Origin of the sequence: Nocardia testacea NBRC 100365, assembly GCF_000308775.1 — a bacterium.
Classification (GTDB): domain Bacteria; phylum Actinomycetota; class Actinomycetes; order Mycobacteriales; family Mycobacteriaceae; genus Nocardia; species Nocardia testacea.
Genome location: NZ_BAGJ01000029.1, coordinates 61237 through 87065 on the forward strand (window position 1 = coordinate 61237; position 25829 = coordinate 87065).

The 25829-nt window shown below is 67.8% G+C and carries 29 protein-coding genes and 2 pseudogenes; 21 read left to right on the top strand and 10 right to left on the bottom strand.

Going from position 1 to position 25829, the window contains the following annotated elements; genetic code table 11:
- From rplX to ON38_RS04080, 7 genes are all read left to right on the top strand, one after another.
- Nucleotides 1-318 carry a 50S ribosomal protein L24 gene (rplX, locus tag ON38_RS04050; protein ID WP_039822452.1) on the top strand — a complete coding sequence of 106 codons (318 nt, stop codon included), beginning with the start codon at nucleotides 1-3 and terminating at the stop codon, nucleotides 316-318.
- 1 nt (nucleotide 319) lies between these two features.
- Nucleotides 320-883: a 50S ribosomal protein L5 gene (gene rplE, locus ON38_RS04055; protein ID WP_039822453.1), complete on the top strand. Its 564-nt coding sequence runs from the start codon at nucleotides 320-322 to the stop codon at nucleotides 881-883.
- A 3-nt stretch (nucleotides 884-886) separates the two neighbouring features.
- On the top strand, nucleotides 887-1072 hold the full coding sequence (locus ON38_RS04060; protein WP_014349101.1) for a type Z 30S ribosomal protein S14: 186 nt from the start codon (nucleotides 887-889) through the stop codon (nucleotides 1070-1072).
- Nucleotides 1073-1313: 241 nt separating this feature from the next.
- Nucleotides 1314-2558 (top strand): alpha/beta hydrolase, encoded by a 1245-nt coding sequence (locus tag ON38_RS34640; protein WP_083872225.1) that lies wholly within the window; start codon nucleotides 1314-1316, stop codon nucleotides 2556-2558.
- A gap of 46 nt (nucleotides 2559-2604) precedes the next feature.
- Nucleotides 2605-3141 carry a hypothetical protein gene (locus tag ON38_RS04070; protein ID WP_039822456.1) on the top strand — a complete coding sequence of 179 codons (537 nt, stop codon included), beginning with the start codon at nucleotides 2605-2607 and terminating at the stop codon, nucleotides 3139-3141.
- A 112-nt stretch (nucleotides 3142-3253) separates the two neighbouring features.
- On the top strand, nucleotides 3254-3661 hold the full coding sequence (gene lpqS, locus ON38_RS04075; protein WP_039822457.1) for a putative copper homeostasis (lipo)protein LpqS: 408 nt from the start codon (nucleotides 3254-3256) through the stop codon (nucleotides 3659-3661).
- A 499-nt stretch (nucleotides 3662-4160) separates the two neighbouring features.
- On the top strand, nucleotides 4161-4496 hold the full coding sequence (locus tag ON38_RS04080; protein ID WP_039822459.1) for a hypothetical protein: 336 nt from the start codon (nucleotides 4161-4163) through the stop codon (nucleotides 4494-4496).
- A gap of 150 nt (nucleotides 4497-4646) precedes the next feature.
- On the opposite strand, the gene ON38_RS04085 is transcribed toward ON38_RS04080, so the two are convergent.
- Together ON38_RS04085 and ON38_RS04090 are read right to left on the bottom strand one after the other, a co-directional pair.
- Nucleotides 4647-5339: a class I SAM-dependent DNA methyltransferase gene (locus ON38_RS04085; protein ID WP_039822460.1), complete on the bottom strand. Its 693-nt coding sequence runs from the start codon at nucleotides 5337-5339 to the stop codon at nucleotides 4647-4649.
- Nucleotides 5340-5492: 153 nt separating this feature from the next.
- A pseudogene (locus tag ON38_RS04090) lies at nucleotides 5493-6589 on the bottom strand (acetamidase/formamidase family protein).
- Between the two features lie 155 nt (nucleotides 6590-6744).
- On the opposite strand from ON38_RS04090, the gene ON38_RS04095 reads away from it, so the two are divergent.
- On the top strand, nucleotides 6745-8715 hold the full coding sequence (locus ON38_RS04095; protein WP_039822461.1) for a TPM domain-containing protein: 1971 nt from the start codon (nucleotides 6745-6747) through the stop codon (nucleotides 8713-8715).
- Between the two features lie 29 nt (nucleotides 8716-8744).
- Here the strand turns inward: ON38_RS04095 and ON38_RS04100 are convergent, their stop codons facing one another.
- Nucleotides 8745-9878, bottom strand: a complete 1134-nt coding sequence (locus ON38_RS04100) for an alkaline phosphatase family protein (protein WP_039822462.1) — start codon at nucleotides 9876-9878, stop codon at nucleotides 8745-8747.
- Nucleotides 9879-10251: 373 nt separating this feature from the next.
- Between ON38_RS04100 and ON38_RS37355 the strand changes: the two are divergent.
- Together ON38_RS37355 and ON38_RS37360 are read left to right on the top strand one after the other, a co-directional pair.
- A pseudogene (locus ON38_RS37355) lies at nucleotides 10252-11661 on the top strand (MFS transporter); the annotation flags it as partial.
- 279 nt (nucleotides 11662-11940) lie between these two features.
- Complete coding sequence (locus ON38_RS37360) at nucleotides 11941-12762, top strand: MSCRAMM family protein (RefSeq protein ID WP_281004597.1); 822 nt, start codon at nucleotides 11941-11943, stop codon at nucleotides 12760-12762.
- Nucleotides 12763-12910: 148 nt separating this feature from the next.
- Here ON38_RS37360 and ON38_RS04110 read toward each other — a convergent pair whose 3' ends face one another.
- Entirely contained in the window at nucleotides 12911-13318 is a 408-nt protein-coding gene (locus tag ON38_RS04110; RefSeq protein WP_051164355.1) for a hypothetical protein, read from the bottom strand.
- Between the two features lie 254 nt (nucleotides 13319-13572).
- Here ON38_RS04110 and rpsH point away from each other — a divergent pair, with 254 nt between their 5' ends.
- From rpsH to map, 9 genes are all read left to right on the top strand, one after another.
- Complete coding sequence (rpsH, locus tag ON38_RS04115; protein ID WP_039822465.1) at nucleotides 13573-13971, top strand: 30S ribosomal protein S8; 399 nt, start codon at nucleotides 13573-13575, stop codon at nucleotides 13969-13971.
- Nucleotides 13972-13986: 15 nt separating this feature from the next.
- On the top strand, nucleotides 13987-14523 hold the full coding sequence (gene rplF, locus ON38_RS04120) for a 50S ribosomal protein L6 (protein ID WP_039822467.1): 537 nt from the start codon (nucleotides 13987-13989) through the stop codon (nucleotides 14521-14523).
- A gap of 2 nt (nucleotides 14524-14525) precedes the next feature.
- Complete coding sequence (gene rplR, locus ON38_RS04125; RefSeq protein ID WP_030522649.1) at nucleotides 14526-14933, top strand: 50S ribosomal protein L18; 408 nt, start codon at nucleotides 14526-14528, stop codon at nucleotides 14931-14933.
- 46 nt (nucleotides 14934-14979) lie between these two features.
- Nucleotides 14980-15627 carry a 30S ribosomal protein S5 gene (rpsE, locus tag ON38_RS04130; protein WP_030522648.1) on the top strand — a complete coding sequence of 216 codons (648 nt, stop codon included), beginning with the start codon at nucleotides 14980-14982 and terminating at the stop codon, nucleotides 15625-15627.
- Nucleotide 15628: 1 nt separating this feature from the next.
- A complete protein-coding gene (gene rpmD / locus ON38_RS04135) occupies nucleotides 15629-15808 on the top strand; it encodes a 50S ribosomal protein L30 (RefSeq protein ID WP_030522647.1) in 180 nt (59 codons plus the stop codon).
- Between the two features lie 2 nt (nucleotides 15809-15810).
- Complete coding sequence (gene rplO / locus ON38_RS04140) at nucleotides 15811-16254, top strand: 50S ribosomal protein L15 (RefSeq protein ID WP_039822468.1); 444 nt, start codon at nucleotides 15811-15813, stop codon at nucleotides 16252-16254.
- A gap of 242 nt (nucleotides 16255-16496) precedes the next feature.
- A complete protein-coding gene (gene secY, locus ON38_RS04145; RefSeq protein ID WP_039822469.1) occupies nucleotides 16497-17819 on the top strand; it encodes a preprotein translocase subunit SecY in 1323 nt (440 codons plus the stop codon).
- Nucleotides 17816-18376 carry an adenylate kinase gene (locus tag ON38_RS04150; RefSeq protein WP_039822471.1) on the top strand — a complete coding sequence of 187 codons (561 nt, stop codon included), beginning with the start codon at nucleotides 17816-17818 and terminating at the stop codon, nucleotides 18374-18376. The genes secY and ON38_RS04150 overlap by 4 nt, the downstream gene beginning before the upstream one ends.
- Nucleotides 18377-18428: 52 nt before the next feature.
- Entirely contained in the window at nucleotides 18429-19229 is an 801-nt protein-coding gene (gene map, locus ON38_RS04155; protein ID WP_039822472.1) for a type I methionyl aminopeptidase, read from the top strand.
- A 157-nt stretch (nucleotides 19230-19386) separates the two neighbouring features.
- Here the strand turns inward: map and dtd are convergent, their stop codons facing one another.
- Complete coding sequence (gene dtd / locus ON38_RS04160) at nucleotides 19387-19830, bottom strand: D-aminoacyl-tRNA deacylase (protein WP_039822473.1); 444 nt, start codon at nucleotides 19828-19830, stop codon at nucleotides 19387-19389.
- Nucleotides 19831-20068: 238 nt separating this feature from the next.
- On the opposite strand from dtd, the gene ON38_RS04165 reads away from it, so the two are divergent.
- The gene (locus tag ON38_RS04165; RefSeq protein WP_039822474.1) at nucleotides 20069-21049 is read left to right on the top strand and encodes a hypothetical protein; all 981 of its coding nucleotides are present in this window, start codon (nucleotides 20069-20071) and stop codon (nucleotides 21047-21049) included.
- Between the two features lie 74 nt (nucleotides 21050-21123).
- Here ON38_RS04165 and ON38_RS04170 read toward each other — a convergent pair whose 3' ends face one another.
- From ON38_RS04170 to ON38_RS04185, 4 genes are all read right to left on the bottom strand, one after another.
- Entirely contained in the window at nucleotides 21124-21462 is a 339-nt protein-coding gene (locus ON38_RS04170; protein ID WP_039822475.1) for a toxin-antitoxin system YwqK family antitoxin, read from the bottom strand.
- A 482-nt stretch (nucleotides 21463-21944) separates the two neighbouring features.
- Nucleotides 21945-22136, bottom strand: coding sequence for a hypothetical protein (locus ON38_RS37365; protein WP_039822477.1), 192 nt, complete (start codon nucleotides 22134-22136; stop codon nucleotides 21945-21947).
- A gap of 315 nt (nucleotides 22137-22451) precedes the next feature.
- Nucleotides 22452-23063, bottom strand: coding sequence for a GNAT family N-acetyltransferase (locus tag ON38_RS04180; protein WP_083872231.1), 612 nt, complete (start codon nucleotides 23061-23063; stop codon nucleotides 22452-22454).
- Nucleotides 23064-23066: 3 nt separating this feature from the next.
- Complete coding sequence (locus ON38_RS04185; RefSeq protein WP_051164356.1) at nucleotides 23067-23873, bottom strand: GntR family transcriptional regulator; 807 nt, start codon at nucleotides 23871-23873, stop codon at nucleotides 23067-23069.
- 172 nt (nucleotides 23874-24045) lie between these two features.
- Between ON38_RS04185 and ON38_RS04190 the strand changes: the two genes are divergently transcribed.
- On the top strand, nucleotides 24046-24543 hold the full coding sequence (locus ON38_RS04190; RefSeq protein WP_039822478.1) for a DUF4254 domain-containing protein: 498 nt from the start codon (nucleotides 24046-24048) through the stop codon (nucleotides 24541-24543).
- A 69-nt stretch (nucleotides 24544-24612) separates the two neighbouring features.
- Here the strand turns inward: ON38_RS04190 and ON38_RS04195 are convergent.
- Nucleotides 24613-25829: MinD/ParA family ATP-binding protein (locus ON38_RS04195; RefSeq protein ID WP_245563904.1), on the bottom strand; the 1217-nt coding region annotated here is incomplete at its 5' end.

The window sequence follows — 25829 nt, forward strand, 5'->3', positions numbered from 1 at the left end:
ATGAAGGTGCACAAGGGCGATACCGTGCTCGTCGTCTCGGGCAAGGACAAGGGTGCCAAGGGCAAGGTCATCCAGGCCTTCCCCAAGGAGAACCGGATCCTGGTCGAGGGCGTGAACCGGATCAAGAAGCACGTCGCGAACTCCGCGAACCTGCGTGGCGCCTCCTCGGGCGGCATCGTGACCCAGGAAGCGCCCATCCACGTGTCCAACGTGATGGTCGTCGACTCGGACGGTAACCCGACCCGGATCGGCTACCGCACCGACGAAGAAACCGGCAAGCGGGTTCGGATCTCCCGTAAGAACGGGAAGGACATCTGATATGACCACCACCGAGAAAGTGCAGCCCCGGCTCAAGCAGCGCTACCGCGAAGAGATCAAGGACGCGCTGAACAACGAGTTCAACTACGCCAACGTCATGCAGATCCCGGGCGTGGTCAAGGTCGTGGTGAACATGGGCGTCGGCGACGCCGCCCGGGACGCGAAGCTGATCAACGGCGCGGTCGAGGACCTGGCCCTGATCACCGGCCAGAAGCCGCAGATCCGCAAGGCCACCAAGTCCATCGCGCAGTTCAAGCTGCGTGAGGGTATGCCGATCGGCGCCAAGGTCACCCTGCGCGGCGACCGGATGTGGGAGTTCCTGGACCGCCTGGTCTCGATCGCCCTGCCCCGTATCCGTGACTTCCGCGGCCTGTCGCCCAAGCAGTTCGACGGCAACGGCAACTACACGTTCGGCCTGAGCGAGCAGTCGATGTTCCACGAGATCGACGTGGACAAGATCGACCGTCCGCGCGGTATGGACATCACCGTTGTCACCACCGCGACCAACAACGAAGAAGGCCGTGCCCTGCTGAAGCACCTCGGCTTCCCGTTCAAGGAGAACTGAGACATGGCCAAGAAAGCACTGGTCAACAAGGCCAACCGCAAGCCGAAGTTCGCTGTCCGCGCCTACACCCGCTGCCAGCGCTGCGGCCGGCCGCACGCGGTCTACCGCAAGTTCGGTCTGTGCCGTGTATGCCTGCGCGAAATGGCGCACCGCGGCGAGCTGCCGGGCGTGCACAAGAGCTCCTGGTGAGCTGACGCACCGGAATGCCGGTGCGTCCGGAAAACGAACGAGGACCCGAGTCGACGGCTCGGGTCCTCGGCATGTCCGGCAGCGGGTCGCTTCCCGGACACGATCCGGTCTGGCACACTTGCTCGATGGTTACCGTGCCTTCGACTGCTGTCTCGCCGGGGTTCGTCACAGGGGGCCGGATCTCGGCTCAGCTCGGTTGACCGGCCCCGGCCGATAAGGCGATCGCCGAGGTGATGATGACATGGGCAGCTCCGGACCGAGCCGGGACGATATCGCCTCCGTACTGAAAGATCTGAGCCCCGGAATGCTGGAGGCCAGAGCACTGGCTCGGCGTTTGAAGCGAATTGTTTCGGAAATGGGCGAGGGTATTTCCGAGACGCTCTATCGCAGGGCGAGTGAGGCGGCGCGGCAAGGCAACCATCATTTGATCTTGGCCGACTCGAACAACGATCGGGTTCTCGGAATGCTTTTACGGCAGGGGCCACCCGCGACCCCCTCACGGATGACGCGTCCGGATATCGGGCTGCCCGGTAATCCACGGCAGCTGCGGGATGCTTGGGAAAATCTCTCCTCATCCGACAGGTCGGAGCTTTTCCATTTGGATCCTTTTCTCGGGAACCGGGGCGGAATTCCGGCAGTAGACCGAGATTTCTATAACCGCCGCAACCTGGATGCGCTTATTCGGCAGGCGCAGGAATCAAATGATCGGCAGCGCGTCGAAAATTATTCCGGAATAAAGGAGGTCCTGGACGAACCCGGGATTTTCCTCACCCACATCGACAACGATGGGGGGCTGGCGTTCTCGCGGGGTAATCCGGATTTCTCCCGTAATAACGCCATACTGCTGCAACCTGCTCACCGCCCTGAATTCGTGCTTTCCTACGCGCGATCGATCACAGACCAGTTGCAGCAGGTCGCGCGGCGCGCCGCGCCCAATTCCAGCACGGCGGTGAGCTACTGGGGTGGCTACAAGCAACCCGAGTCCATGGTGCAGGCGATATTCCCCCAGCCGGCCAAGGACGGTGCCGCCGGTGTGCGTGATTACCACGAAGGTCTGCGCGCTTCCCATGAGGGGGCGTCCGCGCACACCGCCACGGTCGGCCATTCCTACGCAAGTGTCCTTGCCGCCGCGGCCGCCGGTCGCGGGGAGATGCTGCATACCGACGTTGTCGTTTCCATGGGCAGTTGGGGAACGGGCGCGGATCATGTCGGCGATTTGAGACTTGCTGGCGTTTCACCGGAGAACAATGGCGATCATATATTCGCGACGATTGCGTCCAGCGACTTCGTGCACCTGATGCCGGATACGCACGGCCGGTTACCTACTGACCCTGGTTTCGGTGCGACGGTCTTCGACTCCACGCCGTTGATCCCTGAGCGCTGGAACCAATGGGACCATTCGGCGGAGGCGTATCTACACTCCGATAACCCGGCGTCGAGAAATATCGGCCTCATCATCACCGGGCACGGCAGCCTGGTGGCGTGATCGCCTGTCCGAGCACTGGCCGGGACAGCAATGAGAGGAGGCCGATATGAATATCGAACCGACGCAGATAAAGGCACAGGAACAACTACAGCGGCACCTCTTGCGCACGCTGGGCGCGCTCCCTGCCGGCTCGGCGTTGTCGCTATTGCATCCCGAGCTCCCGCAGACGCGACTGCATTCGGGAGTGATCCTGCCCGTCGGTGATTCCGCTGGCCAGGTCGATGCCGAGTTCTTCGATATTGCGTACTGGCTCGTCGCGGCAACACCCGGGGCAGAGAGTCGATACTTCGATTTGGTCGTGCGGTCGTGGGAACGATTCGGATGGCCGACTCGCACCGATCGCGATTCCCGGCCCCGGGCGGCCTATACCCGCACTCCGGACCGTGTCGGCCTGTCCGTCCAGGAGAGTGTGGACGGATTCGTGAGCCTTTCCGGTTCGACCGCGCCGTTCGCGGTCGGTTCGGCTGCCGGCGCCCCGTTCCCGGAGTTGATCGAACGCCCGCGCATCACACCGGAGGAGCCGCCGAAGGGAATGCCGGGCGGTGAAACGGATCCGCTGACCGGCCGGGCCGACCCTCGATAGCTCGATGGCGCCCATGGTTACGGTAGCTGTTGCGGCATAGTCGAATTCGTTCCCGGACTCGAGAAGAACCGGAAAAATCGGGCGCGGGTGGTGTCGGTTAGTATCGGCGACTGTGAGGCATATCGCGCAGGCGCCGCAGTTGCTGCGGGCGCTCGTGCTCGTTTTCGCCGCGGTGGTGCTGACGCTCGAGGTCCGCGACGGCCAGATGGTCGATCCGCGGGAAAGCACCTACGTCTCGCTCGTGTCCTTCTTTGTCGCGGAGGGGAATTCGGCCGAATCCGAAGTCGAACGGCCCGGCGAATCCGGCGGGCAGTCCGTGCACTGCCGCTACGCCTGTACGCGTGCCGCGGTACCGCGTCCCCGGCTCGACGACCTGTGGCCCGTTGCGCTGATCTTCATAGGTCTCGTTGTGGGACTGCTGGATCACGCGCGCCGCGGCTCGCCGAGGGGGCTACCGGCCTCCGGCCCGGCCGCGACCGGAGAAGAGACTCTGCTGCGTCTGTGCGTCTGCCGGAGATGACAGGTCTACGCCGCGCGGGCGAACCGCTGCCCACCCGCCGCTGAGAGCTGCTCCGGTACCGGGGCGGGCGATACAGGAGACGCCCGCGCGCCGGAGCGGTGCGCGTACCAGCACTGACTCCGGGTGCCGGGCCGCGGTCGTGACCCGCCGGGTGCGGGCCGAGGCGAACGGAGAGTTCGTGTCGGGCCCGCGCCGGCCGGGCGCATCGATTCGTTCGTGACGAACTGTTTCCGCCTATTCGCCGCGGCCACCTGCTGCTGCGGCGGGCCTGCCGGTGGCGACCTTCGCGCATCCGAAACGCGTCGGCGGAGCTGCCCGGCAATGGACGCCCCCGCTCCGGCGCCGGTCCTGGAGAAAGGAACGCGCCGAACCCAACAGCCATTTCACCTCGGCCCGGCCCTCGGTCGCCCGAGCGGACAAGGGCCCTGCCGACTGCCGTCCATGGCGGCGCAAGAGCACTTCGGACACACACGATCAAACGACTACACAGGAGATATTCATGAGATTTCACCTTTCCCTGACCGTCCTCGCGGCCTCGGCCGGCTGTCTCGTTGTCGGGAGCGGACCGGCTTCGGCTCTGTCGGTCGACCGCTCCGAGGAAGCGGTCACCGTACACCTCACCGACACCGAGGCCCGGGCGATCGAGGACCTGAACCTCGGCCCGGTGCTCGGCGCACTGCCGCCCAACTTCACCCCGGAGGCGAAACAACGTCTCGGTGAGAACATCACCGAGTACGCCGGGCGGGCCGCTGACCAGCCGGGATCGACGCTGTCGGTCATCATCGACCAGCCGGTCGCGGCACCGCCGGGTGTGAGCGTCACCGTCACCCGATGATCTGCCGGTGATCACCGCCCGGCCGGCCGAACCCGATTCCGGCCGGGCGGTTCGGCGGAGGCGAGGGTCCGGGCCGCGGATACGCCCCTGCGGGCGGGCGGGTTCTTCTGGTGATATCCGACCGTCGCGAGTCGGTGAAATCCCCGACCACTACACCCAGACGGATGCCATCGTGAAGGGATGCCCGCGCAGATCGGACCATTCGGGCTTCGCGGCGATCCAGGCGTCGTCGATCGAACTCTCGGCGAGTTCGGCCAGCTGCCACCCGGCCGCGATACCGGCCGTCACATGATCGCCGAAGGTGTGCAGGTGGGTGGATATGGCCAGGGGTTCGCCGTCGGAGCCGGTGTAGTGGGTGGGCATACCGGTGACCATCATGAATTGCGGATGGTAACTGACCAGGACGAATACGCCGCCGGGTGCGGCCAGCCTGCGCGCTTCGGCATAGAACGGAGCGAGGTCGGGCAGATGCTCGTCGATCAGCGAGGAGATCACGAGATCGTAGGCTGCGCCGGGGAATCCGGTCTCGCGGACATCGCCGTGCGCGAGTTCGGTGTGGATACCGCGCTGCCGGGCGCGTCGCAGCATGCCTTCGCTGAGGTCGATTCCGTCGATCTGCGCGGTGCCGCGTTCGCGCAGCCAGGCCGCGGTGCGACCGGTGCCGCAACCCAGATCGGCTGCCCGGCGCACCTGCGGCCACGCCGGCCGGCGCAGGCGGTCGAGCAGGGCGAGATCCATATCGTCGAGCACGGTCTGCTCGTAGGTGGGTGCCCACCCGTCATAACCGGTGGCGACATCGACTGTTCGGTAGTGGCGGCGGTCGAAATCGGCGAAGGTCGGCATGGCCCCATCGTGCGGGGCCGCCCGGGGCGCGTGCAACGGATTTCCGTCCCCTGACCACGAAACCCGGCGCAGCGACCCGCCGCGTCGGACCAGGCCGAGGCCGGCCGTGCCGCTCGCCGGTGGCGCGGCCGGAACACCGGGCCCCGCCCGGCGTCAGGCGAAGTGGGATTTGTAGATCTGGCCGTGCACGCCCACGGTACGGTCCACCACTTGGGACACGGTGAAGTCCGCAGCCGCGGAGAGATAGGCGTACGCGGTGGCGCGGTCCATACCCTTCTCTAGAAAAGGGCGCCCTCGGCGAAGACCGGCAGGTAGAACGCGGATCCGGCACCGAGCAATCGGATATCGATATTGCCACCGCCGCGAGTGGGTGGAATCGAATTGGCGGAAGCCGCTTTCGGATCGGTGTCCGGGGAGAAGGCCACCCCCATCATGCCCATGAAGGGACGCAGCGGGAACCGGACCTTCGCCTCCCCGAAGGGCATGACGCCCAGTCCCTCCTCGATGGCGGTGAAGGTGGAGACATTGCCGTAATCGCGCGGGTCACCGGTGGGCCGGCGGTCGGTCGTGATCGGCGGCATGACCTCGTCGAGTGAGATGCCGGCCGGCGCCTCGTCGGTGGCCGTCCGGGCCAGTGCGCCTTTGCCGTGCCGGCTCGATACGACGCCGTACGGTACCCGGGGGACCGCGCCGAGAGTCTCGATCTTCAGCACATCGCCAGGCTGTGCCCCTTCCACGAACACCGGGCCGGTGACGATATGCGGTCCGTCGGTGTCGAAATCACGGGGTGTGCGAGCGTAGCCCTCGGCAATGGCGATCGCGTCGGCGAGCACGTCGCGTCTCGCGACGCCCTTCGCGCCGAAGTACTCCACCGGATCGCGGCCCTGGTCCTCCAGGATTCCCTCATGCGAAACGGTATCGATGGTGACGGTCGCACCCGACTTCATCCGCAGCACCTCCTCGCTGTGGATATTGGGCACCTAGCCCCACAGCACCTGGTCCACTTCGGACCGCAGGTAGTGGTCGCCGGGGATATCACCCTCGCCCGGTTGCAGGATCGGCACACCGCCGCCGAACGGCAGGACCGGAGACGAAGTGGAGACCGTGGCCGCCGGGGTGTCCGCGGTACAGGCCGTCGCGGTGGCCGCGGCTCCGACAGCTCCGACCGCCGCGGCCGCGCGGAGGAAACCCCGCCTGCCCAGGCCGCGCGTCAGGGTTTCGGCTGCTTCGCGCGCCGATGAATCGGCCATGGGTACCTCCGGAGGTGTCGGGTCGGACGTCCGGAACGTATCGAGACAAGATTTCGCCGGTGTCTTATTCGTATCGGTGGCCCTTCACCGCGAAACTCCGGGGCCCTACGCCGCGACCACCTGCCCGCGGACTCGCGCACGCTACATTCGGTGACATGCCGACCTCGACCAACCCGCTGCTCCGGATCGCGTGGTTCGTGCTCGGCCTCGTGTGCATCACCGCGGTGGCGGCGCCGGGCGCGGCGGCGGAGCAGCCCACCCGGATGGACACCTACGTCACCGATTCGGCTGGTGCGCTCTCCGCCGATGACGCCCAGCGCGTGCGTGCGGCGGTCGATACCCTCTACGCCGATCACAAGGTACGGCTCTGGGTCGCCTACGTGCAGGATTTCGCCGGGGCCAGGCCACAGGACTGGGCCACGAAGACCGCGCGGGAATCCGGTTTCGGCAACCGGGATCTACTGCTGGCGGTGGCGACCCGGGACCGCGCCTACGCCTTCGACGGTGAGCGCCCGGCCGGGGTCAGCGGATCCGAGATCGACCGGCTGCTCACCGACCGGGTCGAACCCGCGTTGCGCGACAGCCGATGGGCCGACGCGGGCGTCGCCACGGCGGAGGGGATCGGTTCGGCAATGAGCGGGGGCGGGGTGAGCAGCGGACCGGTGCTGCTCATCGGCGCGCTGATCGTGCTCGCCCTGGCAGGTCTGCTGCTGTACCAGCGCTACCGGCGCCGGGCCCGGGACCGGGCCGAACTCGAACAGGCTCGGCACACCGATCCCACCGACCCTGCCGCGCTCGCGGCGCTGCCGCTCGAGGCGCTGCACGCGCGGTCGCGGGAGGTCCTCGTGGAACTCGACAATGCGGTCCGGACCAGTGCCGAGGAACTGGAGCTGGCCGTCGGGGAATTCGGTGAGCCGGCGGTACTCACCTTCCGCACCGCCCTGGACAACGCCCGCGCCGCCACGGCGAAAGCCTTCGCGATCCGGCAGCGGCTCGACGATGCCATCCCGGAGACACCGGACGAACAGCGCACCCTGCTGATCGATCTGCTGACCACCGCGGGGCACGCGGACCGCGAACTCGATGCCCGCGTCGCCGAGTTCGACGCGATGCGCGATCTGCTCATCGACGCCGGGCCCCGCCTGGACGCGCTGACCCGCGATATCGTCGAGCTCACCGGTCGTATTCCGGCCTCGGAAGCCGAACTGGCCCGGCTGGCGGAGGCTCATCCGGCCGGCGTGCTCGCGCCGATCGCCGACAATGTGACCATGGCCCGCGAACGTATCGCTTTCGCCGACGATTGCGTCGCCGACGGTCGCCGGGAAATCACCCGGCCCGTGGGCGAACAGGGCGGTGCGGTCGCCGATATCCGGGCAGCCGAGGGCGCGATCGGCCAGGCCCGCACCCTGCTCGACGCCGTGGACGGTGCGGCGGCCCATATCCAGCAGGCGCGGGCGGGCCTGCCCGCCGCCCTCGACGAGTTGCGCGGCGACCTCGCCGCCGCCGCCGAACTCACCGAACACGGTGGCCCGGAACTGGAGACGGCCGTCGCCGCCGCCCGCACCGTGCTGGCCCGCGCGGACACCGCCGCCACGGCCGACCCGCTCGGCATGTACCACGACGCGATCGCCGCCGACGCGGACCTGGATCGCGCACTGGCCGCGGCCGGGGCCCGGAAGACGGCCGCCGCGGATCTGGCCCGCCGGCTGGACCAGGCGCTCGGTGACGCGGCCACCCGGGTCCGGATGGCCACCGATTTCATCGCCACCCGCCGCGGCGCGATGGACGCGATGCCCCGCACCCGGCTGTCCGAGGCCCAGCGGCACCTTGACGAGGCGCAGCGGCTGCGCACCGCGGATCCGGCCGCCGCGTTCGATCACGCGCGGGCGGCCGCCGACCTCGGTGGTCGCGCGCTCCAGGAAGCACAGGCCGGCGTGCGGACCTGGGAGGTCAGGCGCCCGCCGTCGGGCGGGGCGCAGGCGGGCGCGATCCTGGGCGGCATCCTCATCGACAGCATGCTGCGCGGCGGGATGGGCGGCGGTCGCAGGCAGCACGGCGGGTACCGGGCGGGGTCCTTCGGCGGATCGGGCGGATCACGGCGGATCAGCCGCGGTGGACGTTTCTGACGCTGCGCGAGTACGCCGATCCGCCGGACTCAGCGCGACACGATGAGCGGTACCAGTTGCTCGTCCGGCGTGCGGGCGCCGTGGTGGCCGGCCATCGCCGACTCCAGCGGTTCGTGCTCCGGGCGCACCAGCACGGTGTGCCCTTCGGCGACAGCGAGGAGATCCCCGATCCGGTTCGCGATCACCGGCGTGGGCGGGGTGGGGCCGAACCAGTGTTCGTCCAGCGCCTGCTCACGGGTCACCACCTGAGCATGCCCGGACAGCTGCTCCCGCCAGGTCGCCAGCGCGTCGGCTCGCGCGGCGGTGTGTTCGAGATAGATGTGGCGAACCCGGGCCTCGCCCGCGATCAGGGCTACATCCCGGTGCAGCGCCTCGGATGCGTCGAGGTCGATCGCGTGGTCCGCGTGGATCATCCCGTGATCGCCGGTGACCAGCAGTGTGCAGGTGCCGGGGAGTTCGCCGAGCAGTCCGGCCGCGAACGCATCGATATCACGCAGAACCGCCAAGGCCTCGGGTGATTCGGGGCCGTGCAGGTGGCCGGTCGAGTCGAGGTCGGGGAAGTAGGCGTAGGCGAAGCGCGACCCGGCATCCCGATGACCGGCGACCTCCAGGATCCCGGCGCGTACCTCGTCGAGAGTCGTGGCGGGATGCAGGATTCCCGGCGCGCGGAACGAGGCCCGGGTCAGGCCGGAGCGCACCTGGTACTCCGGTACCACATAGTGCACCTCCACGCCGCGCGCGGCGAGGTCCTGTAGGCGGCTCGGGCGTGGTTGCGCCGATTCGGGCGGGTAGGTCTCGCGTGCGTCGTCGCCGGTCGCGGAGTCGAAGCGCCAGCGCAAGGAGTTGAACAGCCGCATACCGTCGGCGGTGGTGGGCACGGCGAAGCTGTAGCCGATGATGCCGTGCGTCGCGCAGGGCGCGCCGAGCGCCAGGCTGGTGAGGCTGGTCGCGGTGGTCGCCGGGAATCCGGCGGTGAGCGTGGTGGTGAGGTGCGCCGCCAGCGTGGGGGCGAGATCCCGGTGGCGCGTGAGTAGTTCGGCGCCCAGGCCGTCGATCAGCAGCAGCACGATGTCCCGGTTGGGGGTGAGGCCCAGCGGGCCGGGCGAATCCGCCCCGAACGAGGCGGCGATGGCCGGGAGGATATCGGCGAGTGTGTACTGCACAGGTTCCAATGGTGCAGGACGGAGGCGATTCGCGAGGGAACCGCGGGGGAGACCGGCTGTGGCACAGGCATGCGGGGCGCGCCCGGTTGGTGACCCGTGCGCGGGCTCTGGGCGCGTCCCTGCCACCGGGCTTTTCACGATGCCCGAACATGCCGGTTGATCGATTCGGCGGTGTTTCTCCTGATCCATCGCGAATGTGGCAAAGCCGTGTCTCGTGCACCACCGCCGAGCGGTTGAGCCCGGTAGCGCGTTTCGCTTCCCCGCCGACCCGGCGGGCGCGGAATGTTCACACGGACGAATTGGTTAGATTGCATCATGCATGTTATGTGTACTATGCACATCGGCTGACTTTCGCATATCGAGGAGCACGCTCGTGACCAAACCCGAACCCGTCGTCCGCCCCGCGGCGGTACTGGCGGTGCTCGCATACGCCGGGATCGTGGCGTCGTTGACGCAGACCCTGGTGATGCCGTTGCTCGGGCAGCTACCGGAGATCCTGGACACCGAACCCTCGAACGCGACCTGGGTGGTGACCGCGAGCCTGCTGGCCAGCGCGGTGACGACGCCGGTCGCCGGCCGGCTCGGTGATCTGCTCGGTAAGCGGCCCGTGCTGGTGGGATCGGTGGTCCCGCTCGTCATCGGCTCGGTGATCTGTGCCGTGTCCTCCTCGCTGTGGCCGATGCTCATCGGCCGCGGTCTGCAGGGGATGGGCGTGGGCCTGATCCCGGTCGGTATCGCCGCCCTGCGCGATCTGCTGCCGCCCGCCAAACTCGGCTCCGGTATCGCGCTGATCAGTTCTTCGCTCGGTGTCGGTGGGGCGCTCGGGCTCCCGCTGGCCGCCGCGGTCGTCGAATACAGCAGCTGGCGGTACCTGTTCTGGGGCGTCGCCGTGCTGGCGGCGGTGGCCGGTGCGCTGATCTTCGCGGTGGTGCCCTCGACGCCGCCGCGGGCCGAACGCGGCCGGTTCGATGCACTGGGCGCATTGGGCCTGGGAGCCGCGCTGGTCTGCCTGCTGCTGGCCGTGTCCAAGGGCGCGAGCTGGGGCTGGACCAGTGTCACGACGATCTCCCTGTTCGTCGCCGCCGTGGTGGTTCTGCTGCTGTGGGGTGTGTGGGAACTGCGCTCGCGTGATCCGCTGGTCGACCTGCGGGTCACCGCCCGCCCCCGGGTCCTGCTGACCAACGCCGCTTCGATCGTCATCGGTATGTCGATGTTCGCGCAGGCGTTGATCTTCCCGCAGCTGCTCCAGCTGCCGGAGGCCACCGGCTACGGGCTGGGCCAGTCGATGGTCGCCATGGGTCTGTGGATGGCGCCGGGTGGCCTGATGATGATGCTGTCCTCGCCGCTCAGCGCGAAACTGTCCGCACTGGCCGGGCCCAAGGTGACGCTGATCCTCGGCGCGATCATCATCGCCGCCGGCTACGGCGCCTCGGTGCCGCTCATGGGCGAGCCCTGGGGACTGATGGTCGGCGCCATCATCATCAGTCTCGGCGTGGGCTTCGCCTACGGCGCCATGCCCGCCCTGATCATGAGCGCGGTGCCGATCACCGAGACCTCGGCGGCCAACAGCTTCAACACCCTCATGCGTTCGATCGGCACCTCGGTCGCGTCGGCGGCCATCGGAGCGGTGCTGGCCGAGATGAGCACCACCTTCGCCGGTGGGATCTCGGTGCCGACCGAGAACGGTTTCGAGGTCGGCATCCTGATCGGTTGCGGTGTCGCGGTCGCGGCCGCGGTCATCGCCCTCACCATCCCCACCGCCAAACGTGCCGCCGCGGCCGCGGTCGCCGGCGCCCGGCCCGACACCGCGAAAGCCGACACGGTGCACGCGGTCGCCGAAGCGGTTCCGGCCGCTCCGGCCGGTCTCTCGGTGGAAGCCGAGCGGGTGGTCGACGATGCCGAACCCGGCCGGGTCGCGACCAACGGTTCGGTGCCCGCCGCCGGACCCCGGCACGCGGCCCCCGAAGCGGCGACCAACGCCCCGGCGGAAACCGGCAGCACGAACGCCTCGGCCGGGACTGCGCCGCAGCCGAGCGGAAGCGGCTCCATCCTCTTCGGCCGGGTGTACGACGCGCGGGGTGCCGCGGTGATCGGTGCGACCCTCACACTGATCTCGCCGTCGGGCCGGCAGCTGGGCCGGGCGCTGTCCGGGCAGGACGGTTTCTACGAGATCGCGGCCCCGGCCCCCGGTTCGTATGTGCTGATCGCCTCGGCCGAGGGCCGCCGCCCCGACGCGTCCACCGCGGTGCTGGGCAGCAACCCGATCTCCTACGACGTCACCCTCACCACCCTCGCCGGACTCGCCGGCACGGTCGCCCGGACCGGCGACGGTGCCCCGGTGTCCGGCGCCACCGTCACCGCCCTGGATATGCGTGGTGAGGTGCTGGCCGCCGCCGAATCCGACGCCTCCGGCGGATTCGACCTCGCGGGCCTGCCCGAAGGGGAGTTCACCGTGGCGGTCAGCGCGTTCGGCTACCACCCCACCGCGGTGTCGGCGCGGGTGAGCAGCCGGGACACCGCACTGCTCGAGGTGCTGCTGCGCCCGGGTGTGCGGGTGGCGGGCGTGGTGCGCGGCGGCGGCCGGCCGCTGGCGCAGGCCCGGGTCACCCTCACCGATTCCCTCGGCAATGTGATCGAGACCGTGGCCACGGACGCGGACGGCTCCTACGCCTTCGGGAACCTGGACGAGGGCACCTACACGGTCGTGGCGACGGGGTACGCACCGTCCACGGCTCAGGTGCACGTCGGCGAGCACGATGTGGACGGCCTCGATATGGACCTGCGGGCGGAACCGCTCCCCGGGCCGGCCGGGCCGGCCGGGCCGGACGAGGTGGAGACCGAACAGTTCGGCGAGCTGCCGGAGGTGCACAAGAGTTCCTGGTGAGCACCGGTACGGAAACAGGATGAGCCAGGGCCCCGGAGTTACTGCTCCGGGGCCCTGGTCGCTTCGTTACCGCCGGGCGAGCTCGGCACGGGTTCGCACGTGATCATCGATTCGCGGGCGGCCGTGCTTCGAGACTCGCAGACTCTCCCTACTGGTCGCTGCCCTTACCGTCGAGGGCGAGCGTGATCAGGTTCACGATCTGCTGCTGGCCGGCGGTCAGCATGTCGAACTTGCTCCGCATTTCCAGGGTCAACGTGTCGACCCTGCCGTTCAGTTGCCCCAGCTCGCCCCGGATCTCGGTGATATCCCCGCGGATGTCGGTGATATCCCCGCGGATGTCGGCGATATCGGCCCTGGTCGCGTTGTGTAGACGCATGTTCTGTTCCCGGAACTCGCGTAGTTCGATCCGAAGCTCCGAGGTATCGCGATCCGCCCCGCCCGCAAGCACCCGAGCCGCAGCGGCATCCTTCTCGCCGCGCTGCAACCGATGCTTGATTTCTCCCATTTCACTCTCGAGAGCGGCCATCCGCTCCTCGAGGTTCCCCTTCTCCGTCATAACGGCCAGATTACCTGGTCGGGGCATTGTTCCGGGGCCCTGATTTTGTCGTACCCGAGCCAGCTCCTACACTAGACCGGTTGCCAGGGCACTTCTGTGTCCATGGGCGGCCCCGCGTGGGCCCCCGGGCGATACGAACTCATCCGGCGGTGACTGCCGTCCGGACCAGCCGAATTGCTGTAGGCCCACGGCCCGCGCCCACTGGCGTGGGTGTTGTATGGGAACCGCAGCGAGAAAGGTGTCGAGGTCGAACTATGACCATGACCGATCCGATCGCAGACTTTCTGACTCGTCTGCGCAACGCCAATTCGGCGTACCACGATCAGGTGAAGGCCCCGCATTCGAAGCTCAAGGCGAATATCGCCGAGATCCTGAAGCGCGAGGGTTACATCGCCGATTACCGCACCGAGGACGCGACCGTGGGTAAGAACCTCGTCGTCGACCTCAAGTACGGCCCCAGCCGGGAACGCAGCCTGCAGGGTCTGCGCCGCGTGTCGAAGCCGGGTCTGCGCGTGTACGCGAAATCCACCAACCTGCCCAAGGTCCTGGGCGGCCTCGGCGTGGCGATCATCTCCACGTCGACCGGCCTGCTCACCGACCGTCAGGCGGCCAAGCAGGGAGTGGGCGGGGAAGTCCTCGCCTACGTCTGGTAAGGGGAGGTACGGACAATGTCGCGTATCGGTAAGGATCCCGTCGCGGTTCCCGCGGGCGTGGAAGTCACCATCAACGGCCGGGACGTCGCGGTGAAGGGCCCGAAGGGCCAGCTGTCGCTGACCGTCGCCGAGCCGATCAGTGTCGCGCAGGAAGACGGCCGCCTGGTGGTCTCCCGCCCGGACGACGAACGTCGCAGCCGCTCGCTGCACGGCCTGACCCGGACCCTGATCGCCAATATGGTCACCGGTGTCACCCAGGGCTACGAGAAGAAGATGGAAATCTTCGGCGTCGGCTACCGCGTGCAGCAGAAGGGCAGCAACCTCGAGTTCGCCCTCGGCTACAGCCACCCGGTGCCGATCGAGGCGCCCGAGGGCATCACCTTCGCGGTGGAATCGCCCACCAAGTTCTCCGTATCCGGGATCGACAAGCAGAAGGTCGGCCAGATTTCGGCGGTCATCCACGGTCTGCGCAAGCCCGACCCGTACAAGGGCAAGGGCATCCGCTACGCCGGTGAGGTCGTTCGCCGCAAGGTCGGAAAGACGGGTAAGTGATCATGGCGCAAACCGAGAATCAGAAGGCCAAGCGCATTCCGCTGGGCAAGGATGCTTCCACTCGCCGGCGGCTGTCCAAGACGCGTCGCCATTTCCGCCTGCGCAAGAAGATCGAGGGCACCACCGCGCGTCCGCGGCTGATCGTGCACCGCTCCTCGCGGCATCTGCACGTGCAGCTGGTCGACGACTCGGCCGGTCGCACCCTCGCTTCGGCGTCGACCATCGAGGCCGACGTCCGCGCGCTGGAAGGCGACAAGACCGCCAAGGGCAAGAAGGTCGGCGAACTGATCGCCGAGCGTGCCAAGGCCGCCGGCGTGGAGGCCGTGGTGTTCGATCGCGGTGGCCACGACTACCACGGCCGGATCGCGGCGCTCGCCGATGCCGCTCGGGAAGGCGGGTTGAAGTTCTGATGACCAACATGACTGCACATACCTGTGTGAACGGAAGGAACGTCTGATGCCGGGACGTCAGCGGCGTGACGGCGGAAACGGACCCGCCGGACAGAACTCGAACGCCCCCGACGGGGGTCGCGGTGATCGCCGGGGCGGCGACCGCCGTGGTGGCGGCGACCGTCGTAACGACCCCGCCGAGAAGAACCAGCTCGAGCGCGTCGTAGCCATCAACCGTGTCTCCAAGGTGGTCAAGGGTGGTCGGCGCTTCAGCTTCACCGCCCTGGTCATCGTGGGTGACGGCAACGGCCTGGTCGGTGTCGGTTACGGCAAGGCCAAGGAAGTTCCCGCGGCCATCCAGAAGGGTGTCGAGGAAGCGCGCAAGGGCTTCTTCCGCGTCCCGATGATCGGCTCCACCATCACCCACCCGGTGCAGGGCGAAGCGGCGGCCGGTGTGGTCATGCTGCGCCCGGCCTCCCCGGGTACCGGTGTGATCGCCGGTGGCGCCGCGCGTGCCGTGCTGGAATGCGCGGGCATCCACGACATCCTGGCCAAGTCGCTCGGTAGCGACAACGCGATCAACGTCGTCCACGCCACCGTCGCGGCGCTCAAGATGCTGCAGCGGCCGGAAGAGGTCGCGGCTCGCCGTGGTCTGCCGCTCGAGGACGTCGCTCCCGCGGGCATGCTGCGTGCCCGTGCCGGACAAGGAGTCTGATATGGCAGATCTCAAGGTGACCCAGATCAAGAGCTCGATCGGCGCCAAGCAGAATCAGCGCGAGAGCCTGCGGACCCTGGGTCTGCGGGGTATCCGCAAGTCGGTGGTCCGGGAGGACAACCCGCAGAACCGCGGTCTGATCAATGTCGTGCGCCACCTCGTAACTGTTGAGGAGGTCTGACAATGACCATCAAACTGCATCATCTGCGGCCCGCTCCGGGCGCGAAGACCGACAAGACCCGCGTGGGTCGCGGTGAAGGTTCCAAGGGTAAGACCGCGGGTCGCGGCACCAAGGGCACCAAGGCGCGCAAGAACGTGCCGGCCGCCTTCGAGGGTGGGCAGATGCCCATCCACATGCGGCTGCCGAAGCTCAAGGGCTTCACCAACCCGTTCCGGGTGGAGTACCAGGTCGTGAACGTGGGCGCCATCGCCGAGCTGTTCCCCGACGGGGGCACCATCGGTAAGGACGAGCTGGTCGCCAAGGGCGCGGTGCGTAAGAACCAGCTGGTGAAGGTGCTCGGCGAAGGGGAGATCTCCGTCGCCGTGCAGATCAGCGCGGACAAGTTCTCCGGCGCCGCCAAGGAGAAGATCACCGCCGCCGGTGGCACCACCACCGAACTGGGCTGACGTTCGCCGGTTTCGACGATCGACATGGTCGGGTCAAGCGCGGAGGCGGTAGCGCAGTGTAACCACGCAGCGCTCCCGACCATGTCGAAAGGCACAGCGCCGCCGGACGAGTGCAGGCTCGTCCGGCGTCACTGTTAGAGTTCAAGTGTTGTCTGCCAAGACCCGTCATGGGTTCGGCGATTTCCGACCGGGACACGCTGAAAAATTCCATGGCCTGACCATGTCGTTCGCCAGGAGGATCTGTGCTTTCCGCCTTCGTTACGGCCTTCCGGACTACGGACTTGCGGCGGAAGATTCTCTTCACGCTGGGGCTGGTCGCGTTGTACCGCCTCGGTGCCGCGCTACCGTCGCCCGGGGTCGACTACAGGGCGGTCCAGGAATGTATCGACCTGGTCTCCGGTGGTGACTCCGCCGGTATCTACCAGCTCATCAACCTCTTCTCCGGTGGTGCGCTGCTGCAGCTGTCGGTGTTCGCCATCGGCATCATGCCCTACATCACAGCGAGCATCATCGTTCAGCTGCTGACCGTCGTCATCCCGCGGTTCGAGGAACTGCGCAAGGAAGGCCAGGCCGGCCAGACCAAGATGACGCAGTACACCCGGTACCTGTCGATCGCGCTCGCGATCCTGCAGGCCACCGGCCTGGTCGCGCTGGCCGCGCGCGGTCAGCTGCTGCAGGGCTGCCAGCAGGACATCCTGGCCGACACGAGCATCTTCGGCATGATCATCATCGTCCTGGTGATGACCGCGGGCGCGGCGCTGGTGATGTGGTTCGGTGAGCAGATCACCGAACGCGGCGTCGGCAACGGTATGTCACTGCTGATCTTCGCCGGTATCGCCGCCCGTATCCCGGGCGAGGGCAAATCCATCCTGGACAGCCGCGGCGGTCTGGTGTTCGGCCTCGTGTGTGTGGCCGCGCTGCTCATCATCATGGCGGTCATCTTCGTCGAACAGGGCCAGCGCCGGATCCCGGTGCAGTACGCCAAACGTGTGGTCGGCCGCAAGATGTACGGCGGATCCTCGACCTATCTCCCGCTGAAGGTGAACCAGGCGGGCGTCATCCCGGTCATCTTCGCGTCCTCACTGCTCTACCTGCCGAACCTGATCGCCCAGCTCACCGGGTCGAGCTCGGCCACCGATCCCAGCTGGTGGCAAGAGGCGATCCAGAAGTATCTGGTGAACCCCGGCAACCCGGTGTACATCGCCATCTACTTCGGCCTTATCGTCTTCTTCACCTACTTCTACGTCGCCATCACCTTCAACCCGGAGGAACGCGCCGACGAAATGAAGAAGTTCGGCGGCTTCATCCCGGGCTACCGCCCCGGTAAGCCGACGGCCGACCACCTGACCTACGTACTGAGCCGGATCACCCTGCCCGGCTCGATCTACCTCGGCCTGGTCGCTGTACTGCCGAATCTGTTCCTCGATATCGGCGCGTCCGGTGGGACACAGAATCTGCCGTTCGGTGGTACCGCCGTGCTCATCATGGTGAGCGTCGGCCTGGACACCGTGAAGCAGATCGAAAGCCAACTCATGAATCGCAATTACGAAGGGTTCCTCAAGTGAGAGTTGTACTACTCGGGCCGCCGGGAGCGGGCAAAGGCACTCAGGCCGTGCTGCTATCGGAAAAGCTGGGGGTACCTCATATCTCTACAGGTGACCTCTTCCGCGCGAACATCAGTGAGCAGACGCCGCTCGGTCTCGAAGCGAAGCGCTACATGGACGCGGGCGAACTCGTGCCCAGCGATGTCACCAACCGTATGGTCCGGTCCCGGGTGGCCGAACCCGACGCCGCGCGCGGTTTCGTGCTCGACGGCTATCCGCGCACGGTCGACCAGGCCGACGCACTCGCCAAGATCCTCGACGATCTGGGCAGTGAACTGGACGCGGTCCTGTGCTTCGTGGTCTCCGAGGACACGGTGGTCGACCGGATGCTGGCCCGGGGTCGTTCCGACGACAACGAGGAAACCATCCGCACCCGGCTGCGGATCTACCGCGACGAGACCCAGCCGCTGCTGAACTACTACGACGGCCTGGTCGTCTCGGTGGACGGTGTCGGCGAGGTCGACGAGGTCAACGCGCGGGCCCTGGAGGCACTGGGTCGTAATGCCACGACCGGTTAGCCAGGGCCGCCGCGGCGGCGCTGATCCTTCGGTGATGGGGAGCTGACCCGATATGGTCTTCGGTCGAAAGAGCAAAAAGGTCGTGCCGTTCCGCTCCGCCGGTGAGCTCGACGCCATGGCGGCGGCGGGTGCCGTCGTGGGCCGCGCGCTGGTCGCGGTGCGCGCGGCCGCCGCGCCCGGCGTTTCCACACTCGAGCTGGACCGGGTCGCCGAACAGGTGATCCGGGACGCGGGAGCGGTGCCCTCGTTCAAGGGCTATCACGGTTTCCCGGCCTCCATCTGCGCGTCGGTGAACGACCGCGTGGTGCACGGGATCCCGACCGAGGCCGAGGTGCTGGCCCCCGGCGACCTGGTGTCCATCGACTGCGGAGCGGTGCTGGACGGCTGGCACGGCGATTCCGCGTGGACCTTCGGCGTGGGCGATCTGATCGAGGCCGACCGGCTGCTCAGCGAGGCGTGCGAGAAGTCCATGGTGGCCGGGATCGCGGCCATGGTGCCGGACAACCGGCTCACCGATGTCTCGCACGCGATCGAACTCGGGACCCGCGCGGCCGAGTCCGAACACGGCCGTTCCTACGGCATCGTCGACGGTTACGGCGGGCACGGGATCGGGCGTGAGATGCACCTGGACCCGTTCCTGCCGAACGAGGGTGAGCCGGGCAAGGGCCCGCGGCTGGTGGTCGGTTCGGTGCTGGCCATCGAGCCGATGCTGACCCTGGGCACCCATGACACCAAGGTTCTCGACGACGACTGGACCGTGGTGACCACCGACGGATCCCGCGCGGCGCACTGGGAGCACACCGTCGCGGTGACCGAGGACGGGCCGCGCATCCTCACTCTGCGCCCGGAATAGCCGGCGAGACCTCATGCGGTGGCCCGCGGCAGCCGGCCGGGCCGAGGGGTAGAGCGGGCGTTCGCCGAGGCGAGGGATTCCATATCGCCGGTCACGGCGCGGGCTCCGGTTTCCCGGTGGTGCGGAATACCGCACAACGGGGACGGTCCGTCCCCGATCAGATCTCCAGCATGACCGTTACCGGGCCGTCGTTGTTGAGCTCCACCTCCATATGCGCCCCGAAGCGGCCTCCGGCCACCATGGCGCCGGCCTGCCGGAGGGTCTCGGCGAGGAGATGGACCAGGGGTTCGGCAACCGGGCCCGGTGCCGCCGCGGACCACGACGGGCGGCGGCCTTTGCGGGTGTCGGCGTAGAGGGTGAACTGGCTGACCACCAGGATCGGCGCGTGCAGGTCGGCGGCGCTGCGTTCGTCCTCGAGAATTCGCAGCCGCCATATCTTTTCGGCCAGCGCCCGGGCGGTGGACTCGTCATCGGTGTGTGTGACGCCGATCAGTGCGAGCAAGCCGTGGCGGAGACCGGTGGCCCGGGGGTCGATCCGGCCGACCACTTCGCCGTCGACGCTCACCTGAGCGGAGGTCACACGCTGTAGCAGGGCTCGCATATCGCTCGATCATGCCGTTCCGGTCGGCCGGGCCTGTATTCGGGCCCAGCCTCATTTCGCATGAGGGAGAAACTGCGACCGCGGCGTGGTCCGGTCCGCCGGGATATTCCCGCCGAAGTTCACCGTGTGGGCGGTATTCAAAGCCGCTCTATACCCCTCCGCGGCAACGCGTCTTTCTTCGCAACCGCCGGAAAAGCCGGCCCGGACGGCGAGGTCCGGCACGCGGAGGAGTGGATATATGGGCGACAGGGTCGATTACAACGACGGCGAAGGGCTGACCGAGCGAATCGCTGCCCAGGCAATCCGCCTACGACACCGGTACCGAGATCGAATCACGAAACTGATGTACATCTCGTCGCTGGTGCTGCTGGCGGCCGAGATCGCGGCCGCGTGGATCTTCCCGCCCACCGCCCCCGCGGTACAGGCCGCGGCGGTCGCCCTCACCCGATTCGCCGTCCGGATCCTGGGGCAACGGGTGATGCAGGCGATCTTCCGCATCGTCGTCAACAAATTCGCCGGCTCCATGCTGCGCCACGTCGCGATCGGCACCATCCAGGAAGTCGGCATCCAGGCATATCAGGTCGGGGCCGGACACCGACCGGATTTCGATATCGGCCAGATCGCTGTCACAGTGGTCAGTTCCGCGGCCGGGGGCGCGGCGGCGGGCCCCGTCGGCGACATCATCGGCAATACACTGCAGAACGAGACCCGGGGGATGGGCCGCCAGTATCTGAACGGGGCGATCACCGGGACAGTGGCCGGTTTCACCGGTGGACTGGCGGGCACCGCCGCCGCGATACCGACCCAGTTCGCGGTGATCTGGGCGCAGGAGGATTTCACCGCCGAGGGCTGGGACAAGGCGATGGAACAGACGATGCCCACGCTGCCCCGGCAGTTCGGCCCGCTCGCCCTGGTCTCCGGGGCGACCAACGGTCTGGCGACCGGTGTCGGCAAGGTCGGTGCCAATCACGCCTACAGCAGTCTGAAAGTGGGTGTGCACAGCGACAATTACCGCAACACCTGGGGCGACCGGACCTTCATGGACCGGATGAACGATGTGGGCATGGGAACGATCGACGTGGAGCAGGGTGCGTCGATCTACGGCCCACGCGGTATCACCCGGCGCCGAATGGACTGGCGGGATCTGGTCGACGACGGCGATATCTCGTCCGCGAGGCCGATCCGCCGATCGCCGCGCCCGTCGGCACCGCACTGCTGAAGGGGGCGATCAATGCGATGATCGCCCAGGTGGTCCGGGGCATCAAGGATGAGCGCCGCAAGGTCTGAGTGGTCTCACCGCCGACAGCCGTGCTCGTCCCATTCCCGGATCGCTTCCAGTTCGCCGTGCGCCCCGAACAGGCTCTCGGCGGCGAGACGGCCGTTGGGATGCCACCGCCGCAGTACCCCGCGGGGCTGCCCGCGATAGCTCTCCCCCTCCGATTTCAACCGTCCGTCGGGCCACCACTCCCGGTGGCTGCCGTGCCGTAGTCCGTCGAGGTAGAACTCCTGGGACAGCAACTGACCCGGGGCCAGCTCTTCGACCACCTCGCCGGTGAACGGCTGCCCCGCGTACTCCAGCCGTAGGTCGGCGCTCACCGAGGTGGGGACCTCGTTCAGGTCGATTCGCCTCATCGCGGAGCTCGCGCGGGTCCGTGCACGCGGACAGAATATCGATGTGCTGGGCAAAAGCGGTGTATATGCGGCGAATTCGTCTCGCCGGTCGACCTCCCCGGTCGCTGGCTGGGTCGCCGTGCCGCCCGGAGAGGTGTCCGCGGCGTCCGGCGGACTCGCGATCAGGGGCGCTCGCCCGGAGCTACGAGGTCTCTCTCGGTCATCCCACGGCGCGTCCTGAATTCAGCAGTACCGGTCACCACGTAACCCGATCGAACCCGGACGACGACGCGAAATGAGCCGTTGAACAACGGCCGATAATAGGTTCACTTGGCCTGCGGGAATTTCGATCCGGGGTTTCGGCGGCATCGGCGCATATCCGATGGCCGCTGTGGCGCGGTACCTTCTCCCGCCTCGCGTGATGGGCGCCGCATTCGGTGACCGATCGGGAAGCTGCATCCGGCTGTCGTCGGCGTGACCATCACCGGCCGATAACCTTCGGTTCATCTCCGCGATCGATACTCCCAAGAGGCCGGTTTCACCACCGATATGCTGCGTTCGACCGGCCTCGCCAGGGACAGGTCGAATTGGTCCAAGCAGCGGGCGATCTCCCGCAGCGGCAACAGCTGTTCGGTTTCGAGCGAACCGGGCTGCAACAGTGTGAGCGTGTCCGGTGGCGGGTCGATGCGCAGCATGGTGAGCAGCAGATCCCCGCCCCAGCGGACCCCGTAGCCGCCGCCTTCAGGCAGCGGTACATCAACGGCCGCGGCGCGGTCCAGGCGGTCGGTGGAGATCCGCCCCGCGCCGGGGCGAGCAGACCGGCGATCCGCGCCACCAGGGCGCGGCCGCCGATTGGAGTCAGTCCGGCGACTCCCACGCCGACGCCGGCACCGAGCGAATACGGTGAACGCGGCGAGGATAATTCCGGGAACGACGATGCGGAGCGGAAATATCCGGATCCGCTGTGACGCCGGATTCCGGCCCGCCCCCGGGGCGAATCCCGCTGTGGTTCAGCCGGAGACGGGCAGGACGATCGGGTGGCGGGCGAGCCGGGTGAGCGGTAGATCGGTCGAGATACCGAACGCAGGTCCCTCCAGCAGCCAGTCGTCGACATGCCGTTCGAACAGCGCGCACGACGGACTCGCGACATCCGGGTCGGCGACGCGGGCCAGCCGGAATCCCGCACGCCGGTAGTAGGCGTGCAGATCGGTATTGGTCGTCCACGCGTCCAGCCGTACCCAGTTCCGGCCGTGCGCCCGGGCCAGCGCCGCCGCGTGCGCGAGCAGCCGCCGCCCGACGCCGAAACCCGCGAAGCGCAGATCCACGATCAGATAGTGCACGACGAGCGCGTCCGTCAGTTCGGCGACGCTCCACAACTCGCGATCGGCGCGGTCGTTGATGGTGATCGTCCCCGCCGGTTCCCCGTGCACCTCGGCTATCCAGGTTTCCCACGCGGTCACCGAACGCGCCACGGCACGCGCGAAATAGTCGATGGACAGGCCGGACGCCTCGGTCGACCATTGGTCCGAGCCGCGGGCGGCGAGCCATGACGAGCGTTGTAGCCGCAGGCGGCGGATCAGGTCCAGGTCATCGAGGTCGGCCGGCCGAATCTGAACCGTCATGAGCTAGAACCATATCTCGGACCGATCGGTCTGATCCAGTACGCCACGGATCACCGCGGTTCCGGCGGAATCGCCGAGCTCGTAGGCCAGCCGATTGCTCGCCGCGATGGAGCGGTGACGGGTCACCCGGGTGACCCGTTCGTGATTCGCGCCGATCCGCAGATGGTCCAGCAGGACGGTACCCATGGCGACACCGAGCACCGCGGCCTCCTCGGCATTCGCCGGCCGCGCGACCAGCGAATCCCGGTGCGCGGTCTCGCCCTGCCCACGTTCGGCGAGCCGGCGCGTGGTGCCCTCGGGAATATCGTGCGGGGAATCCAGCCCGGTGGCCTCGGCCAGATCCCGGGGATAGAAGCTCACCTCCCACGACCACGGTTCGTTGTCGAGATACTGCACGACGGTGCGGGCCACCACCCACGAATCGACCGGAATACCGAGCCATTGCGCGACACGCCCGTCCGCCGGTTCCATTCGCGCGCTGAACTCTTTGGTCGGTACCCGGCCTGCGGCGCGCGCGATTTCTTCGAAGATATCGTGGGCGGCCCGGGGCCGATCGGGGCGGATATGGTCGGTGACCACGGATTCCAGCACTTCGCGGCTGCGGATTATGGTGCCCCGGGAGGTGGCGGTATAGACGAGGTTCTCGGTGACCAGCACCTGGATCGCATTACGTGCGGTGGTGAGCGAAACCTGCATCTGCTCGGCCAATTCGGCGTGACTGGGCAGGCGATCCCCTGGTTGCCACTTGCCTGCTCGTATCTCCTCGCGGAGGTGGTCCGCGATCCGTCGATACGTCGGACCGTCCGCCATCGTGCTCCTCGGGTGGTCTCCAGGTAACGAAGTGTACGCTTTTCGTGTCCAGGGGGGCCTGTATCGCTTGACAGTAGCCTTTCGCGGTTTATTGTAATCAACGTACTGACCCCGGTGTTGTGCGGCGATGAACGGCGAGGCAACCGTGACAGGTTCGGATACAACAGTCGTAATGGCTCTTCCCGGCGCCCAGCGCGGCGCTGATCCTCTGGCGCAGAACGGGTCTCCCGGTCTGCCGAATTCGGACCTATTGGTGCGCGCCGCGCGCGGACACCGGGTCGTCGGGGGTCAGCTGCTCTGGTATGCCCGTGATCTGGCCGTACTCCACGAGCGTCGATTGGTGGGCCGCGGCGGTTCCATCGTCACCGATCCCGACCGGCTGGTCGAGATCGATCGACGCCGGATGGAATTGGTCCTGGCCATCGACGATTGGGTGGGGCGCAATGTCCCGCAGCACCGGCTCGGTGTCACTCTGCACACCGAAACCGTCGGCGCGATCATCGATCGGCTCGCCGAATCCGCGGTCCGCGCGCACCACGCGCTGATGACCCTGGACGCGGACGACGAACTCCTGCACGGCGCCTGGCATCACCTGGCCGAACTGGCCGATGCCTACGATGCGCTGGTCGGCGATGTGCAGGCCGGAAGGCGCAGGCTGCCGGAGTGGTGACACCCCGGGCCGGTCGCCGCCACGGCCGGCTCCGGGGTCCACTGCGCGGTACCGGACCGGGAGCGGGGTTCAGCCGCCCTGATGCGGCCGGTAGCTCTGCGTGAAATCGTCGGCCACCGTCGCCGCCAGTTCCACGTAGGCCCGCTTGGTCTCCTTCTTCAACCGCGGCAGGTCGATTTCGGCGCCCTCGGACATATGAGGGTCGAACGGGATCATGTGCACCGCCCGGCAACGGGACAGGAAGTACTGCCGCAGCTGCTGCACATCGATGTTGGGCGTACCGTCGCGCGGCGAGTTGATCACCACCACGGCGTTCTGCACCAGATGGTGGTAGCCGTGCAGCGACAACCAGTCCAGAGTGGCCGAGGCGCTCTGCGCGCCGTCGATCGCGGTGGGGGAGATGAGCACCAGCGAATGCGCCAGTTGCAGGACGCCCGCCATCGCCGAATGCATCAGGCCGGTACCGCAGTCGGTGAGGATGATGTTGTAGAACCGTTGCAGGATCCGGGCCACCGCCCGGTACTCCTCCTCGTTGAAGGCCTCCGAGGCGGCCGGGTCACGTTCGCTGGCCAGCACTTCCAGACGGCTGGTCGCCTGCGAGGTATGCCGCCGGACATCGGAATACCGTTCGATGGCCGGATCGAGCAGTAGATCCCGGACCGTGGACCGCGTCTGCAGCGGGACGCGCTGCGACAGCGTGCCGAAGTCGGGGTTGGCGTCCACCGCGATCACCCGGTCGCCCCGGATCGAGGCGAAGGTCGAGCCCAGACCGATGGTGGTGGTGGTCTTACCGACACCGCCCTTGAGCGAGAGCACGGCGATCCGATAGTCCCCGCGCACCGGTTGCCGGATCCGCGCGACCAGCTCTTGTAGCCGCCGCTCCTCCGCGGACATGCCGGGATTGATCCGGCCGCCGGACGCGTGGTGCACCACTTTGCGCCAGCCCTGGCCGGAGGCCTTCTTCGCGCGGCGCACCGAGACGTCGTCGAGGGACGGTGCGCCGGGCCCCGGCGCACCGTACTGCTGCGGGTTCTGCTGCCATTGCTGTGGGGGCGGACCGCCCTGCTGCTGCGGGGGCCGGCCGCCGTACTGCTGCGGGGCCTGCTGTTGCTGCTGCCACTGCGGAGACTGCTGTTGCTGCTGCCACTGCGGGGGTGCGGGCTGGTACGGGGCCGGACCGGGGGCCTGCGGGGGCGCACCGGAGTGCTGCTGCCATTGCTGCTGCGGCCCCGGAGCCCGGTGCGGCGGGGGCAGCGGTTGCCGCGGTTCGGGGGCCTGCCACTGGA